14 protein-coding genes and 1 pseudogene are annotated in these 15,632 nt (G+C 65.1%); 8 read left to right on the forward strand and 7 right to left on the reverse strand.

Features of this window, described 5'->3' with window-relative positions:
• Positions 1-64: 64 nt before the first annotated feature.
• The 5 genes and pseudogenes from GL300_RS10305 to GL300_RS27415 all read right to left on the reverse strand — a co-directional run.
• A complete protein-coding gene (locus GL300_RS10305) occupies positions 65-1,201 on the reverse strand; it encodes a hypothetical protein (RefSeq protein ID WP_155039553.1) in 1,137 nt (378 codons plus the stop codon).
• A 461-nt stretch (positions 1,202-1,662) separates the two neighbouring features.
• Positions 1,663-2,505, reverse strand: a complete 843-nt coding sequence (locus tag GL300_RS10310; protein ID WP_155039554.1) for an ATP-binding protein — start codon at positions 2,503-2,505, stop codon at positions 1,663-1,665.
• Positions 2,495-3,352: a twin-arginine translocase subunit TatC gene (gene tatC / locus GL300_RS10315; RefSeq protein ID WP_192336290.1), complete on the reverse strand. Its 858-nt coding sequence runs from the start codon at positions 3,350-3,352 to the stop codon at positions 2,495-2,497. The genes GL300_RS10310 and tatC overlap by 11 nt, the downstream gene beginning before the upstream one ends.
• A 21-nt stretch (positions 3,353-3,373) precedes the next feature.
• A complete protein-coding gene (gene tatB, locus GL300_RS10320; RefSeq protein WP_155039555.1) occupies positions 3,374-3,904 on the reverse strand; it encodes a Sec-independent protein translocase protein TatB in 531 nt (176 codons plus the stop codon).
• Between the two features lie 136 nt (positions 3,905-4,040).
• Positions 4,041-4,235, reverse strand: a pseudogene (locus GL300_RS27415) (twin-arginine translocase TatA/TatE family subunit); the annotation flags it as partial.
• A gap of 161 nt (positions 4,236-4,396) precedes the next feature.
• Here GL300_RS27415 and GL300_RS10330 point away from each other — a divergent pair.
• Both GL300_RS10330 and GL300_RS10335 read left to right on the forward strand, forming a co-directional pair.
• A complete protein-coding gene (locus GL300_RS10330; RefSeq protein ID WP_155039557.1) occupies positions 4,397-5,023 on the forward strand; it encodes a MarC family protein in 627 nt (208 codons plus the stop codon).
• 1 nt (position 5,024) lies between these two features.
• Complete coding sequence (locus GL300_RS10335) at positions 5,025-5,600, forward strand: retropepsin-like aspartic protease family protein (protein ID WP_155039558.1); 576 nt, start codon at positions 5,025-5,027, stop codon at positions 5,598-5,600.
• Positions 5,601-5,603: 3 nt separating this feature from the next.
• Here GL300_RS10335 and GL300_RS10340 read toward each other — a convergent pair whose 3' ends face one another.
• On the reverse strand, positions 5,604-6,053 hold the full coding sequence (locus GL300_RS10340) for a DNA polymerase III subunit chi (protein ID WP_155039559.1): 450 nt from the start codon (positions 6,051-6,053) through the stop codon (positions 5,604-5,606).
• Positions 6,053-7,546, reverse strand: coding sequence for a leucyl aminopeptidase (locus GL300_RS10345; RefSeq protein WP_155039560.1), 1,494 nt, complete (start codon positions 7,544-7,546; stop codon positions 6,053-6,055). The genes GL300_RS10340 and GL300_RS10345 overlap by 1 nt, the downstream gene beginning before the upstream one ends.
• A 131-nt stretch (positions 7,547-7,677) precedes the next feature.
• Here GL300_RS10345 and lptF point away from each other — a divergent pair, with 131 nt between their 5' ends.
• From lptF to rsmA, 6 genes are read left to right on the forward strand one after another with little or no spacing between them, the layout of a single operon-like run.
• A complete protein-coding gene (gene lptF / locus GL300_RS10350; protein WP_155039561.1) occupies positions 7,678-8,817 on the forward strand; it encodes an LPS export ABC transporter permease LptF in 1,140 nt (379 codons plus the stop codon).
• Positions 8,814-9,935, forward strand: coding sequence for an LPS export ABC transporter permease LptG (lptG, locus tag GL300_RS10355; protein WP_155039562.1), 1,122 nt, complete (start codon positions 8,814-8,816; stop codon positions 9,933-9,935). Before lptF ends, lptG begins: the two co-directional genes overlap by 4 nt.
• A complete protein-coding gene (locus tag GL300_RS10360; protein ID WP_155039563.1) occupies positions 9,935-12,340 on the forward strand; it encodes an LPS-assembly protein LptD in 2,406 nt (801 codons plus the stop codon). Before lptG ends, GL300_RS10360 begins: the two co-directional genes overlap by 1 nt.
• Before the next feature lie 31 nt (positions 12,341-12,371).
• Positions 12,372-13,649 (forward strand): peptidylprolyl isomerase, encoded by a 1,278-nt coding sequence (locus tag GL300_RS10365; RefSeq protein WP_155039564.1) that lies wholly within the window; start codon positions 12,372-12,374, stop codon positions 13,647-13,649.
• Positions 13,650-13,699: 50 nt separating this feature from the next.
• Complete coding sequence (pdxA, locus tag GL300_RS10370) at positions 13,700-14,668, forward strand: 4-hydroxythreonine-4-phosphate dehydrogenase PdxA (protein ID WP_155039565.1); 969 nt, start codon at positions 13,700-13,702, stop codon at positions 14,666-14,668.
• Positions 14,665-15,513, forward strand: coding sequence for a 16S rRNA (adenine(1518)-N(6)/adenine(1519)-N(6))-dimethyltransferase RsmA (gene rsmA / locus GL300_RS10375; RefSeq protein ID WP_155039566.1), 849 nt, complete (start codon positions 14,665-14,667; stop codon positions 15,511-15,513). The genes pdxA and rsmA overlap by 4 nt, the downstream gene beginning before the upstream one ends.
• Positions 15,514-15,632 lie beyond the last annotated feature (119 nt).

The following is a 15,632-nucleotide window of genomic DNA, read 5'->3' on the forward strand; positions in this document are numbered from 1 at the left end:
TCCAGCGTTTTCATGAACAAGAAAGCCCCGGCGTGCTGCGCCGGGGCTTTTCATTTTTCCGGGGTCAACGGAACCACAGCCCCTCTCGTTTCAGCCGATGACGGATCGCCTGTTCCGAGATCTTCCATTCGTCCGCGAACATCGGGCGGATCACCTGCCGCCCTTCGTTCCTTGCGACAAGACGGCTGACCTCCTCATCCTCGGCAAACAGGTCTGCCAGCCTCGGGCTTTGGATCAATTCCTCGGCCAGCGTCATCGCGGCATCGGATTCGCGCGCGTAAAGAAGCGAAAGGTTGCGGTAATGGCAGGTCACATCGCCATCAAGACCGGACAGATCGGCAGCGGGCCGTCCACCGCCAAGCCCGTGGACCACCAGCGGCAAGACGACCTGATCCAGCCATGGATCAAGGCTTTGGCAGGCCAGCTCGTCCCCCGGATCGGCATTCACCTCCAGCGCGTATGTCAGGAAGCGCCGACCGAATTCCTTGGGATCGGCACCAAAGAACCAACCCGCGTTGAAATAGAGGTAGCGCTCCCAATGCTCGACCGGCTGCGAACGGTCAAGCGAGCTGGCGAAGTCCAGCCCAAAGCGGTCATAAAGCGACCGCCAGATATCGCCGTATCCCGGACCGTAAAGCGGCGGCGCGGGCCATGTCCCGGTCCGCCGCATCGACGCCGAGGGGCGGGCAAAGTCGATGGGCAACCGATCCAGCGGACCAGTCACCAGTGTATCGCTGTCGAAAAAGATGAACGGTTCGGATTCCGGCAGGACTGCCAGCGCCTCGATCTTGTTGCCGTAGGGGTAGTCCTTGCCGAAATGGCGGGCGGTGAAGGGCCGGATCTCGGCCCCGTATGCGCCAAGCAAGGTTCGGGCAGCATCCGAGATCTGCGTCTCGACCCCTTCCCACGCCTCGGCCTCCAGCGGCTCGGCCACAATGAGCCGCCCCTGCCAGTCAGGCGCGTTCCGCCGCAGGCTGGCCGCGAACAGCACTGCCTCGCGTTCCAACCGACCGGCCTGTGCAATGATCAGGATGTTAAAGGCGCGCGAGGGCTTCGCCACGACCGCTGCTATCGCCCCATCTGCCTCAACTCCACGCCCGGATTTGCGCGCGGCGCGTTCGGCCTGATTCGCCGCGCGTCGCGCCTCGCGCTCGGCCTGGTTTGCCTCTCGCCTTGCAAGACGCTCGGCAGCCTTGTCCATTTTGTCCTTCGCAGGGGCATCCGCCCCCGACACATTTTCTTCCTTGCGTGGTCCGGCCACGTTCGGCACCTCGGATGGGATGGTTGGCTGACTTGGGGAAATATACACGCCCCGGATGAGCGGAAGATACCGGTTTCCATGTGAAAATTACACGAAAACCTCACCAAAAAGCCAGCTATCGGGATAGCGGCATTACGGGCAATCTCATAGTCAGCCGCGTAACGATGTTGTTGTTTTATTTGTATGGCTAGACCGGGTGAGATTGGCAGTACTCTCACCCGGTCGAGATTTCCAGACGACCCCGATCGGGTCCGCCTTCTGACACCATAGCCTCAGAACGCGTTTTGCGAAAGCCTCTCGATGACAAGGCACGACTTTTAGCTATGTTAGATTAAAGATTTAGCGGAGTTTGCCTGTTTTTTTGCCATGAATTAACTAACAACCTGAAATTGCGGCCTAATTCAAACCGCAATCCCTTGGCGACCAGCCAGGTCGGTGAAAAACTGCCAAGCCACTCGCCCCGAGCGCGAACCGCGCGTCGCCTGCCACTCGATCGCCTCGGCCCGCAGGTCTTCATCGCTGATGATGACGCCGTAAGCGTCGCAATAGCCCCGGACCATCGCCAAATACTCGTCCTGCGAGCATGGGTGGAAGCCCAGCCACAGCCCGAAACGATCCGAGAGCGAGACCTTCTCCTCGACCGCCTCGCCGGGATGGATCGCGGTCGAGCGTTCGTTGTCGATCATGTCACGCGGCATCAGGTGACGACGATTCGAGGTGGCGTAAAGGATCACGTTCGCGGGCCGGCCCGCGATGCCGCCATCCAGAACCGCCTTTAGCGACTTGTACTGCGTGTCATCATGGCTGAAGGACAGGTCGTCCGAGAACAGCACGAAGCGCCGGTCCGCGGCCTTGCCCAGAATAGCCAGAAGCCGCCCGACCGAGCCCAGATCCTCACGCGCGATCTCGACCAGTACCAGCGGCAGGCCCTGACGCCGGACCTCGGCATGGACGGCCTTGACCAGCGAGGATTTCCCCATCCCGCGCGAGCCCCAGAGCAGCGCGTTATTCGCCGCATGTCCCTGCGCAAACTGCATGGTATTGGCCAGCAGCGTATCGCGGGAACGGTCGATGCCGATCAGCTGGACCAGATCGACGCGGCTGACCTCGGCCACCGGCTCAAGCCGGTCGGGATCGGTATGCCAGACATAGGCGCTGGCCTCCGAAAAGCTGGGCTCGGGCGCAGGCGGGGGGGCCATGCGCTCCAGCGCCTCGGCGATGCGGACCAGAAGATTACTCGACATCGGCTTCCTGCTCGTCCAGATCGCGCTTCTTCTCGATGCGGCGCACGAGATAGATCGAGATCTCGTAGAGGCCATAGATCACACTGAACAGCACCACCTGACTGATGACATCAGGCGGTGTGATCATCGCGGCCAGCACCAGAATGACGATGACGGCATAGCGGCGTACGCTGGCCAACCCCTCGGAGGAAACCAGCCCGGCCTTGCCCATCAGGGTCAGCGCGACCGGCAGCTGGAAGGACAGACCGAAGGCCAGAATGAACTTCGTGGTCAGGCGCAGATATTCCTCGACCGAGCCCTGGAAGACGACCCCGGCCCAAGGTTGCGCCGCCGTCGTTGCCGTTGCCGCCGTCCCCGTTGGATCATCAGGCAACGCCAGCGGTCCCTGCTGGAAGCCCAGGAAGAAGTCGAAGGCCCAAGGCAGGATGACGTAATAGGCGAAGGCCGCGCCGATCAGGAACATGATGGGCGACGCCAGAAGAAACGGCAGCAGCGCGTTCTTTTCGCTGCGGTAAAGCCCCGGCGCGACAAAGCGCCAAAGCTGATAGCCAACCACCGGGAATGCCAGAACGAAGCCGCCGAAAAACGCGATGCGCATGGCGACAAAGAAGCCTTCCTGCAGCTTCAGCAGGATCAGGCCGCAGGTCTGGCCGCGCTTTTCCAGCGCATGGCAGATCGGCTGGGTCAGGAAATCGAAGATCGGGTTCCAGACGAAATAGCACAGGACCATGGCCACGACGAAGGCCAGAACCGACCAGATCAGCCGGGTGCGCAGCTCGGCCAGATGCTCGATCAAGGGGGCGGAGGAATCGTCGATATCTTCCGACTTGGCAGATTTAGTCGCCACGCGGCAGCCTTTCCTGTCTGTCTATTGGTCCGAGCGTCGCACCGCGTGCAGCCGCCGCTTGCCCCCTGCCGTGTCGCTTCCCGCATCATCCGCGACCGGATGCGGGGCCTCGACGCCCGGCGCGGGCGGCAGCGGCGCATCAGCAGCAGGTGTGGGCGCAGGAGCAGGCGCGGCAAAGCGCGAGCCTTCGGGGAAGGCCTGAGGCGCGGCCGGGGCCGCAGGATCGGGCACTGGCCCGGTCTTGGCGGCTTCGTCGCGGGGGTTCAGCGGGTCCCATTTCTCGAAACGCTCGGTGGCACGCTCAAGCGCGTCCAGCCCCAGCGATTTCTTGGAGGTCAGCGAGTTCACATCCCTCAGCGCCTTGCCGGCCTCATCCAGACCCGAGGATTTCGCCGCATCCTCCATGGCACTGGTGAATTCGCGCGCCATGCCGCGCGCGCGCGCCGTCAGCCGTCCCAGCGTGTGGAACAGCTTGGGAAGATCCTCGGGGCCAATGACGATCAGCGCAACAACACCGATCAGCAGAAGCTCGCTCCAGCCGATATCCAGCATGGCGGTTCAGTTCAGCCGGTCAGAGTTTGTTCTGATCGGCGGGCGTCACGTCGCGCAGACCCGCATCAGCGGTCATGCGGGCGCGCTCGGCGTCCAGCTTGGCGCGTTCGGCGGCCAGCTCGGCACGGGCCTTGACGATGTCGTCGGTCGAGTTCAGCTCAAGCTCTTTCGCTTCGGCCTTGTCTTCTTCTGCGCCGTCTTTGACGCCCTTCTTGAAGGCGGTGATTCCCTTGCCGACCTCGCCCATCAGGGACGAGACCTTGCCGCGTCCGAAAAGGACCAGAACGACGATCGCGATCAGCAAAAGCGCCATGGGGGAAGGTGCGTGCATGTGTTTACCTCCGTGGCACGACCCATCAGGCCGTGCATAGCATAGACTGCATTCGATATAGGGTGCGCGTGGCCATCGGGAAACCCCCAAACGCGTGATCCCGGCCGCCATTCGCGACTGCCTTCCCAGTCGCCACGATCCGCGACATACTGAGGCAAGACATGGATAGCACCCAGATCATCAGCGCTTTCGTTACCCTGTTCGTCGTCATCGACCCTGTGGGTCTGGCGCCGCTGTTCATCGTCTTGACCAATGGCATGAGCACGCAGCGGCGCCGTCGGATCGGTTGGCGCGCCGTGATCATCGCGGGCGCCCTGATGACGTTGTTCGGCCTGGCCGGAGAGGCTATCCTGAACGGCATCGGCATCTCGCTTCCAGCCTTCCGTATCGCCGGCGGCATGCTGCTTTTCCTGACCGCGCTCGACATGCTGTTCGAGCGCCGGACCCAGCGCCGCGAAGGCCAGACCAAGGACGAGCCCGAGCGCGACGACCATGACGATCCGTCGGTCTTTCCGCTGGCCATGCCGCTACTGGCCGGGCCCGGCGCTTTGGCGACGATGATTCTGCTGGTCAATCAGGATCCAACCCCCGCGCATACGCTGATGATTCACGTCGTCATGCTGGTTGTCCTTGCACTGGTCGCGGTGATGTTCGCTCTGGCCGGGCCGATTGCCCATTTGCTGGGCAGGACCGGGACCATGGTGGTCACGCGGCTGTTCGGGATGCTTCTTGCCGCGCTCTCGATCCAATTTGTGATCGATGGGCTGAAAGGATCGGGACTCGTGTAGCATGGCAGAAGATCTGGGCCGCCTGACCTATCTGGTTCTGTTGCTGGTCGCGATCGGAGGCTTTTTGCTGGTCGAATTGCGTGCTCAGCCCGGCCGCACCCTGCGCCTTGCCGCCGCATGGGGGATGATCTTTCTGGGCGTGATCGCCATTGCCGGCCTGTGGGGAGAGATCCGCCAGACCGTCTCGCCCCAAGCGCGCATCCTTGACGGCGACCGGATCGAGGTTCCGCTGGGCGATGACGGGCATTTCCATCTGACGGTCGATGTCAACGGCGCGCCGATCCGCTTTGTCATCGACACCGGCGCGACCACCATCGCGCTGGGACAGACCGATGCACGCAAGGCCGGGATCGATCCCGAGGCGCTGGCCTATATCGGTGCCGCGCGAACCGCCAATGGCAATGTCCAGACGGCGACAGTGATGCTCGACAGCGTCAGCGTCGGTGACATCCACGACAGCAAGGTGCCCGCGCTGGTCCTGAAATCCGATCTGGACATGTCGCTGATGGGCATGTCCTACCTGTCGCGCTTCGCCCGCGTCAGCATCGAGGGGAACCTGCTGATCCTTGAACGCTAGCGCCTATTGCTTGCGTTCCCAGCGACCATCCGCCTCGGACCAGTATTCGGCCTCGACCCCTCCCGCCTTCAGGTCGCGCCATTGCGCGCGGGCGCGGTCCAGCGCCTCGGGATCGTTGCCGTCAAAAATGATGCAGACGCGGTCCAACCCGGCGCATTCGAAGGCGGGAACCTCGGCCCCGTCCAGTGCGATCACGCAGCGGGCGGCATTGGGTGCCGCCTGCCCCTCGACCGTCAGCAGCACCGGCTGGCGGTCGTCGTGCGGGCCTCCGGCCAGCCCATGGGGCAGGAAGCCCTCGGCCAGCCAAAGGTTTTCGTCAAGCGCGACCTGCCGCGCACGGTCCCTGCCCCGCAGCTCGACCCGCCAGCCCGCCTGCAGGCTTTTGCCCAGAAGCATGGGCAAAAGCTGACCGGGGGCCGAGCGGGTCAGGTGATAGAACAGGGCCGAGCCCATCAGGCTTTGGTCTCGAAACGGTCGCGGACCAACCGGTTCAGCGTCATCACGCCCCAGCCGGTTGCGCCTTTCGGTGCCAGCGCCGTCGCGCCCGGCGGCAGCGCCACGCCCGCGATGTCCAGATGGATCCACGGCACGTCCTTGCCGATGAAGCGATGCAGGAACTGCGCCGCGGTGATCGAACCCGCAGGCCGGCCGCCGGTGTTCTTGATGTCGGCCAGACGCGAGTTGATCAGCTCGTCATAAGCGGACGAGATCGGCAGGCGCCACGCACCCTCGCCCTCGGCCTTGGCGGCGGCCAGAAGCTGATCGGCGAACTTGTCGTCATTGGCAAAGACGCCGGCGTTTTCATGGCCCAGCGCGATGATGACCGCCCCGGTCAGGGTCGCCAGATCGACGATGGCGCTGGGGTTGAAGCGCTGCTGCGTGTACCACAGCACGTCGGCCAACACGAGGCGACCTTCGGCATCGGTGTTGATGACCTCGATCGTGTCGCCCTTCATCGACTTCACGATATCGCCCGGTCGCTGGGCCTTGCCGTCGGGCATGTTTTCGACCAGCCCGACCAGACCCACGACATTGGCCTTGGCCCGGCGCAGCGCCAAGGTGCGCATGACGCCCGCGACGACGCCCGCGCCGCCCATGTCCATGGTCATTTCTTCCATGCCAGCTGCGGGCTTGATCGAGATGCCGCCGGTGTCAAAGACCACGCCCTTGCCGACCAGTGCCAGCGGAGCTTCGTCCCCACCGCCGTTCCAGCGCATGACGACGACCTTGGACGGGCTTTCCGAGCCTTGGCCCACGCCCAGCAGCGCACGCATGCCCAGCTTGGCCAGTTCGTCCTCGTCCAGCACCTCGACCTCAAGGCCCAGCTCCTGCATGGCCAGCAGGCGGTCGGCGAAATCGCTGGTGGTCAGGACGTTGGCGGGTTCGTTGACCAGATCGCGGGTGAAGAACACGCCCTCGGCCAGCGCGGCGCCATCGGCGGCCTTGCGGGCCAGCGCCTCGGGGTCCCTGTGCATGAAGGTGACCCGGCCACGCGGGGCATCGGCATCGGCTTCGGCCTCATCGCCATCGGATTTCTTGGTCTTGTAGGCCGAGAAGTCATAGGCCCGCAGCGCCAGTCCCAGCGCGACCTCGGCGGCCATCGGGTGATCGCCCGCCAGCACCAGCGCCTCGGACTTGCCCAGACCGGCACCAATCGACGCCCCGGCCTTGCGGGCGGTGGTCACATCGGTCGGACGCGGCAGCGACACCAGTTGCAGCGCATCGGCCTGAAGCCCGGCAGGAAAGGCCAGATCCAGCGCCTTGCCCGGCTTCACCGCTTTCCATGCGTCCGAGGCCAGCGCCCGGTTCACCGCCTCGCGCGCTGCGCGCGGCAGACCCGCGGGGACCCGCCCGGCCGACGACACGAGGATCGCGATCCGTCCCTTGCGCGCGGCAAGTCCGGCGCCGTCGGTTGCGGTGAAGGAAATTTCGACCGGGGTTGCCATCAATCAGCTCCTTGAATTGATGCGTGTGAGCGGAAACTAGTCACCCGACAGGCAGTTGACCAGAGCCGGGTCTTTCGCAAATCCTGCTCAGAGGCTAAGCAAACTGCAATGCCCCCTCCGCGAAAGACCCCATGCCCCGGATCGACCGCTACATCCTGTCGCAGCTTCTGACCCTGTTTGGGTTTTTCGCGCTGGTTCTGGTATCCGTCTACTGGATCAACCGGGCCGTTTCCCTGTTCGAGCAGCTGATCTCGGACGGACAGACGGCGCTGGTGGTGCTGGAGTTCACCGCGCTGACCCTGCCCCTGGTGATTTCGGTGGTGCTGCCGATCGCGGCCTTTGCCGCCTCGGCCTATGGCACGAATCGGCTGGCCTCGGAATCCGAGCTGGTGGCGATGCAGGCGGCGGGCATGTCGCCCTGGCGATTGGCGCGACCGGTGCTGGTCTTTGGCGTGCTGGTGGCGCTGATGGTGGCGCTGCTGGTCCATTCCATCGTGCCCTTGGCGCGCGGGCGGATGGCCGACCGTCAGGCCGAGATCGCCCAGAACGTCACCGCCGAATTCCTGCGCGCCGGATCGTTCCAGTATCCGGTCAAGGGCGTCACCCTGTATATTCGCGACATTGCCCCTGACGGGCGGCTTGAGGACTTCTTCCTTGAGGATGCGCGCGATCCGACCAATAAGGCGACCTACACCGCGACCGAGGCGCTGGTGGTCAAGACCGCGAACGGACCAAGGCTGGTTCTGATGCGTGGCATGGCCCAGAACCTGCGCCTGACGAATGGCCGCCAGCAATTGTCCGTCACCCGCTTCGATGAGCTGGCTTATGACATCGGCTCGCTGGCGGGGGCGGAAGGTCAGCGCAACCGCGACCTGCGCGCCTATTCCACGGCCCGGCTGCTTAATCCCGATGCGGCGCTGCTGTCGGCGACCGGCAACAGCCGGGATCAGGCGCTGGCCGAGGCGCATGAGCGGCTGGCCAAGCCCTTTCAGGCCCCGGTTGCAGCCATGCTGGGCTTTGCCATGCTGCTTCTGGGCGGCTTCAGCCGCTTCGGCGTCTGGCGGCAGGTGATCTGGGCGGTGGTCGCGCTGATCGTCGTGCAGTTTCTGGGCACGGCCGCCGAAAATCAAGTTGCGCAGAATGCCTCGCGCTGGCCGCTGATGTATTTCCCGCCGCTGGTGGGCGGGCTGATCTGCATCGGCGTGCTGTGGCTGGCCGCACGTCCACGCGGGCCGAAACGGCGATCCGCCCCCACGGAGGACGCGGCATGATCCTGTCCGCCTATGTCGCGCGGCGCTTTCTGCGCACCCTGCTGATGATCGCCGCGATCTTTGCCGCCATCCTGTTCCTGATCGACATCGTCGAGCAGATCCGTCGCTTCTCGGGCGAGAATATCGGGCTGGCAGGCGCGGCACGGCTTTCGGCGCTGAACATCACCGCCAGTTTCTATTCGATCCTGCCGCTGGTGACGGTGCTGGCCGGGATCGCGATGTTTTTGAACATGTCGCGCAGCTCGGAGCTGGTGGCGATCCGCGCCTCGGGGCGATCAGGGCTGCGCATCCTTGCCGCGCCTGCCGTCGCGGCGGCGCTGGCGGGCATCCTGTGCGTCGCCATCCTGAACCCGATGGTCGCGGCCACCACCAAGCATTACGACGACGCGGTGACGCGACTGCGCAGCGATGGTGGCCAGACCGTCAGCCTTGGCGAAAGCGGCGTCTGGCTGCGTCAGGCGCTGCGCAGCCGCGATGCCGACGGGACCGAGACCATGGGGCAGGTCGTCATCCGCGCCACCCGCGCCAGCCCCGACGCGACCACGCTTTACGACGCGACCTTCATGGTCTTTGCGCCGGATGCCGGCCCGACCCGCCGTATCGACGCCGCCGAGGCCCGTCTGACCCAAGGCGCGTGGCAGCTTTCCGAGGTCAAGGAATGGCCGCTGACCGACCCGAACCCCGAGGCCACCGCCCGGACCTATCCGCGCATGGAACTGCCCACCGACCTGACCGCCGCCCGCATCCGCGACAGTTTCGGCCGTCCAGAGGCGATCCCGGTCTGGAAACTGCCGCAATTCATCCGCGGGCTTGAGCGCGCCGGCTTTTCGGCCCAACGGCACAAGGTCTGGTTCCAGATGGAACTGGCACGCCCGCTGCTGATGGCCGCCATGGTCGCGATTGCCGCCGCCTTCACCATGCGCCACATGCGCGGGCGCAAGATGGGAATGTTGGTGCTGGGGGCCTTCGGCTGCGGCATCGGACTGTTCTTCTTGCGCAATTTGGCGCAAGTTCTGGGTGAAAACGGTGACATTCCCCCGGTATTGGCCGGATGGACGCCGCCGATCGTTGCGCTGCTTTTCGCCCTTGGGGCGCTTTTGCGGCTGGAGGATGGTTGATGCATAGGAAATGGCGCGCCAAGAACGCCAGAAAAATCGGGCGCAAAACCGCCCCCGCATGGTTGCTGGCCGCCTGTGCTGGGCTGGTTCCCGCCGCTGCGGGCGCGCAGACCCTGATGACCGACGGCCAGACCCTGCCGATCTATGAACAGGACGATGGTTTCCTGTCCAATCGGAATGTGGGGCCTGCGCTGGCCCCGACCGAAACGCCCGACGACAACCAGCGCCTTGCCGACGGGACCGAGGCGCCGCACCGGCCGACATCTGCCTCGCGCCCGGCCTCGGTCCATATTTCCAATGCGCCGGGGGCGGCTGCCGATAACAGCCCGGCCACCGTTCTTGCTGATTCCGTGACGCTGGATGCGCAGGACCGGCTGACCGCCTCGGGCGGGGTGGTGGTCTGGCATCAGGGCACAAGACTGATCGCCTCACGCGTGATCTATGACGGCAAGACCGGCGGCGCGGTGATCGAAGGGCCGATCCACGTGACCAAGCCCGGCCTGCGCGGCACCCAGGACGAGACCATCGTCATCGCGCAATCGGCCCAGCTTGATGCCAACCTGCAGGATGGCATCCTGCGCGGCGCGCGGCTGGTGCTGGCGCGGGAAATGCAGATGGCCGCGCGCGAGATGCGCCGCGAGCAGAACGGCCGCATCACCGTTCTCGACAATGTGGTGGCCTCAAGCTGCCAGATCTGCGCCGAGGACCCGATTCCGCTATGGGAGGTCCGTGCTCGGCGCATCACCCATGACGCCCAGACCCGGCAGCTGCATTTCGACCAGCCGCAATTCCGCGCCTTTGGCGTTCCGGTCGCCAGCTTCCCGTCGCTGACCGCACCGGACCCCACGGTCGAGCGGATGACCGGCTTCCTGCGCCCGCAATTCCGTACCACCTCGGCTTTGGGGGTCGGCTTCAAGCTGCCCTATTTCATCACGCTGGGCGATCATGCCGACGTGACGCTGACGCCCTACTTGGCCGCCAGCCGCACCTCGACGCTGGAACTGCGCTACCGTCAGGCCTTCTCGAATGGCGAGATGGAGTGGAACGGCGCGATCAGCCGCGACGATATCGAGCCGGGCGAGACGCGTGGCTACCTGTTCGGCGCGGCGCGCTTTGAACTGCCGCGCGGCTACATGCTGGGGCTGCAGGTCCAGATGGCCAAGGACCGCGCCTATCTGCTGGATTACGACATCACCGATGCCGACCGCTTGTGGAGCGGCGTGACGCTGGACCGGGTCAGGCGCGACCGGATGATGACGGCGCGGATCGGCAACTACGAATCCCTGCGCGACGACGAACCCGACGACACCACGCCCTCACTGGTCGCGGATGCACTGTGGCAGCGGCGCTGGCAGCCGAATTACATCGGCGGCATCGCCAATCTGGAATGGTCGACCCATGCCCATCGCCGCTCCTCGAACGAGGATGTCATCGGCCGCGACATGGCGCGCGGATCGGTCGGCATGGGCTGGCTGCGCACCGAAGTCCTGCCCTATGGCATGGTCGGCGAGGTTCAGGGCCAGCTGAACGCCGACCTCTATCATATCAAGCAGGACAGCAATTACGACGATTGGGTCGTCCGCGCCGATCCGACGCTGGCCGCCGAATTGCGCTGGCCCTTTGCCCGCCATGCCGATGGCGTGACCCAGATCATCGAGCCGGTGGCGCAACTGGTCTGGTCCCCCGACCGCGAAGAAGAAGACAAGGTCCCGAACGAGGACAGCACCCTGATCGAATTCGATGAGGGCAACCTGTATTCGCTGGACCGCTTCCCCGGCTGGGACGCGACCGAATCCGGGTTGCGGGCCAACTTGGGCGTCAGCTGGACACGGATCGATCCCGAGGGATGGCAGATCGGCCTGACCGCGGGCCGCGTGCTGCGCAGCCATCCCGACCCTGCCTTCAACGACAGCGGCCCCTTGGGCGGCAAGGCCTCGGACTGGCTGCTTTCGGCGAACTATTCGGGGACGAACGGGCTGGCATTGGTGAACCGGGCGCTGTTTGACGACAGTTTTTCGTTAAGCCGGAACGAAACCCGTCTGGGTTGGCTCAGGCCGGGGCTGCAGATCTCGGCCGGGTATCTGTGGATGGACGCCGACCCCAGCGAGGATCGTTTCGAGGATGTCTCGGAACTGACCGCGATCGCCGGATGGCAGGTCCGCGACGGCTGGTGGGCCAGTGCCGAGACCCGCTACGATTTCAGCGCCGACCGCGCGCAAAAGACCCAGTTGGGGCTGGAATATCGCAACGAATGCGTCACCGTCGAAATGTCGGTCGAACGGCGCTTCAGCGACTCGGACACGCTGAACGAGGATACCAGCTTTGATCTTGGCATCCGCCTGGGCGGCTTCGGCAAGCAGTCGTCTGGTCCGGGAACGGTGGCGCGCCGCGCCTGCCTGCGATAAGGTCCGGCAAAACCATGCGACGAGGGAACTGATGCGTCGAATTCTTCTGGGGGCGGCACTGGCCGCAATTCTGGCGGGAACGGGAACCGTGCCCGGACCCTTCACGCATCAGGCACAAGCCCAGTCCGGCCTGTTCCAACCCGTCGTCTATGTGAACGACTCGGCGGTCACCGGCTACGAGATCGAACAACGCGCCCGCTTCATGCAGATTCTGCGCGCGCCGAACAACGACCGCGCCTCGGTGGAAAAGGCGCTGATCGACGACCGGCTGCGCAGCTTTGCCGCCAAGCAGGCCGGTATCGCCGCGACGGACGAACAGATCACCGCGGGCCTTGAGGAATTCGCCAGCCGGGGCGGCATGGGCGTGGACCAGTTCGTCCAGCTGCTGGGCCAGAGCGGCGTTGATCGCCAGACCTTCGAGGATTTCGTCGTCTCGGGCCTTTTGTGGCGCGAATTCGTCCGCGCACGCATGGTCGGTCAGGTGACCGTCAGCGATGCCGAGGTCGAGCAGGCGATGAAAAACATCATCGAAACGCCCGAAATCACGCATGTTTCCTTGTCCGAGCTGATCATTCCCGCGCCTCCGGGCGAGGAAGGCAAGGCGATGGCACTGGCCGAGCGTATCGTCAGCCAGACCAGTTCCGAGGCCGATTTTGCCGCATTCGCGCGGCAATATTCGGCGACGCCCTCGGCCCAGCAGGGCGGACGGCTGCCGATGACGCCCTTGGCGAACCTGCCGCCCTCGCTGCGGCCAATCCTGCTGCAGATGCAGGCGGGCACGGTCAGCCAACCGCTGCAGGTCGAAGGTGCGGTTGTCCTGTTCTTCCTGCGCGAGACGCGCGGCACGCAGCGTCCCGGTGCGACCGAACAGGTGCTGGATTACATCCGGGTGCGTCTTGCCACGGCGCAGGAGGCCGCAAACTTCGCCGCCCGCGCCCGGACCTGCGACGAGCTTGAAGCCGCGACCGGACAGGTTCCCGCCGAGCAGGTGACACGCCAGACCCTGTCGCAGGGCCAGATCCCGCAAGGCGAGGCGATTCGTCTGGCGACGCTGGACGACAATGAAACCGCAGTGGTCAACTATGGCGGCACCGTCGATCTGCTGATGCTGTGCAAACGCAGCCCGGCGCTGCTGGCGAATGCGCCCGAGGCCCCGGTGGCGACCAGCCCCGACGATCCGGCCCGTCCCGCCAATGCGCTGCCGGTGCGTGACGATATCCGCGACCAGATCTTCAACCGCAAGATCGCGGCCGCGGCGGATAACTACCTGGCCGAGCTGCGCGCGAACGCGATCATCCGCCGGCCCTGAGACCTGCGCAGACTCCGGCATAAGCCGGAGTTATTTGGACAAGAAAGAACATGAGCGTGCATCGCCCCATCATCCTGACCTGTGGCGAACCTGCAGGCGTCGGTCCCGAGCTTGCGCCCAAGGCGCTGGCTGCGGGCGTGCCTTTTGTCTTCATGGGCGATCCGCGTCATCTGCCTGCGGGCACTGAATGGATTGAGGTCCAGTCCCCCGATGAAACGGTCCCGCCCGGTGTCTTGCCGGTGCTGCGGCATGATTTTCCCGCACCCGCCGTTCCGGGTCGCCCCGATCCGGCCAATGCGGCAGGCGTGATCGAAGTCATCGCCCGTGCCGTCGGGTTGGCCATGTCAGGTCAGGCGGGCGGCATCTGCACCCTGCCGATCAACAAGGAAGCCCTGAAGACCGGCGCGGGCTTCGCCTTTCCGGGACATACCGAATATCTGGCGCATCTGGCGGGCGATGTCCCGGTCGTGATGATGCTGGCTTCGACCACGGTTTCGCCACCCTGCCGGGTGGTGCCCGCCACCATCCATATCGCCCTGAGCGAAGTGCCGCGGGCATTGACGCCCGAGGTGCTGACGCAAGCGATCCGCATTACCGACGCCGCGATGCGTCGCGACTTCGGGATTGCCGCGCCTCGGCTGGCAATAGCCGGGCTGAACCCGCATGCGGGCGAAAATGGCGTGATGGGGCATGAGGAAACCGATTGGATCGCGCCCTTGCTCGCGCGGCTTCGGGCCGAGGGTTTCGATCTGGCCGGGCCGCTGCCCGCCGACACGATGTTCCATGCGCCAGCGCGTGCGCGCTACGACGCGGCGATCTGCGCCTATCACGATCAGGCGTTGATCCCGATCAAGACTTTGGATTTTTCGGGCGGGGTGAATGTCACGCTGGGCTTGCCCTTCGTGCGCACCTCTCCCGATCACGGAACGGCTTTTGACATTGCCGGCAAGGGGTTGGCCGATGCGGCCAGCGTGATTGCCGCCTTGCGCATGGCCCATGACATGGCGGAGAAAAGATGAGCGCGATCGACGGATTGCCCCCGCTGCGCGAAGTGATCGCGCGGCACGACCTGCAGGCCAAGAAACAGCTTGGCCAGAACTTCCTGCTGGACCTGAACCTGACCGCCAAGATCGCGCGGGCGGCGGGCGATCTGACCGGCTGCGACGTGATCGAGGTCGGCCCCGGCCCCGGCGGGCTGACCCGCGGTCTGCTGGCCGAAGGCGCACGCCATGTGCTGGCGATCGAAAAAGACGCCCGCGCCCTGCCCGCTTTGGCCGAGATTTCCGAGGCCTATCCGGGCCGTCTGCACGTGATCAACGGCGACGCGCTGGAGATCGACCCGCTGGCGCATCTGACGCCGCCGATCCGCATTGTCGCGAACTTGCCTTATAATGTGGGCACGGAACTGCTGATCCGCTGGCTGACGCCTGCCCAGTGGCCGCCCTTCTGGCAATCGCTGACGCTGATGTTCCAGAAGGAAGTCGCCGAACGCATCGTGGCGAAGCCCGGCGGAAAGGCCTATGGGCGCTTGGCGGTGCTGGCGCAATGGCGCTCGGACGCCAAGATCGTGATGACGCTGCCGCCGGAAGCCTTTGTTCCCGCGCCCAAGATTCACTCGGCTGTGGTCCATCTGACCGCTCTGCCCGAACCCCGCTATCCCGCCGATCCGGCGGTGCTCAGCCGGGTCGTTGCGGCAGGCTTCAACCAACGCCGCAAGATGCTGCGCGCGTCCCTGAAGGGACTGCATCCGGCGATCGAGGATCTGCTGCTTGAGGCGGGGATTGCGCCGACATCGCGGGCCGAGGAAATCGGTCTGGAGCAATTCTGCGCGCTGGCGCGGGGTCTGGCCGCCGCGCCACGCTAAGCTTTCGCTTCGGGCTTATTCGCCCGAAGCCTTTTCGGTGGCCGGAGTCGCCGGAGCCTCGGCCGCATCTGCGTTAGCCGCAGCGGCGGGTTTACGGCGCGTGCGCGGTGCAGCAGCAG

The sequence above is a fragment of the Paracoccus litorisediminis genome, from assembly GCF_009711205.1.
In the GTDB taxonomy this organism is placed as follows: domain Bacteria; phylum Pseudomonadota; class Alphaproteobacteria; order Rhodobacterales; family Rhodobacteraceae; genus Paracoccus; species Paracoccus litorisediminis.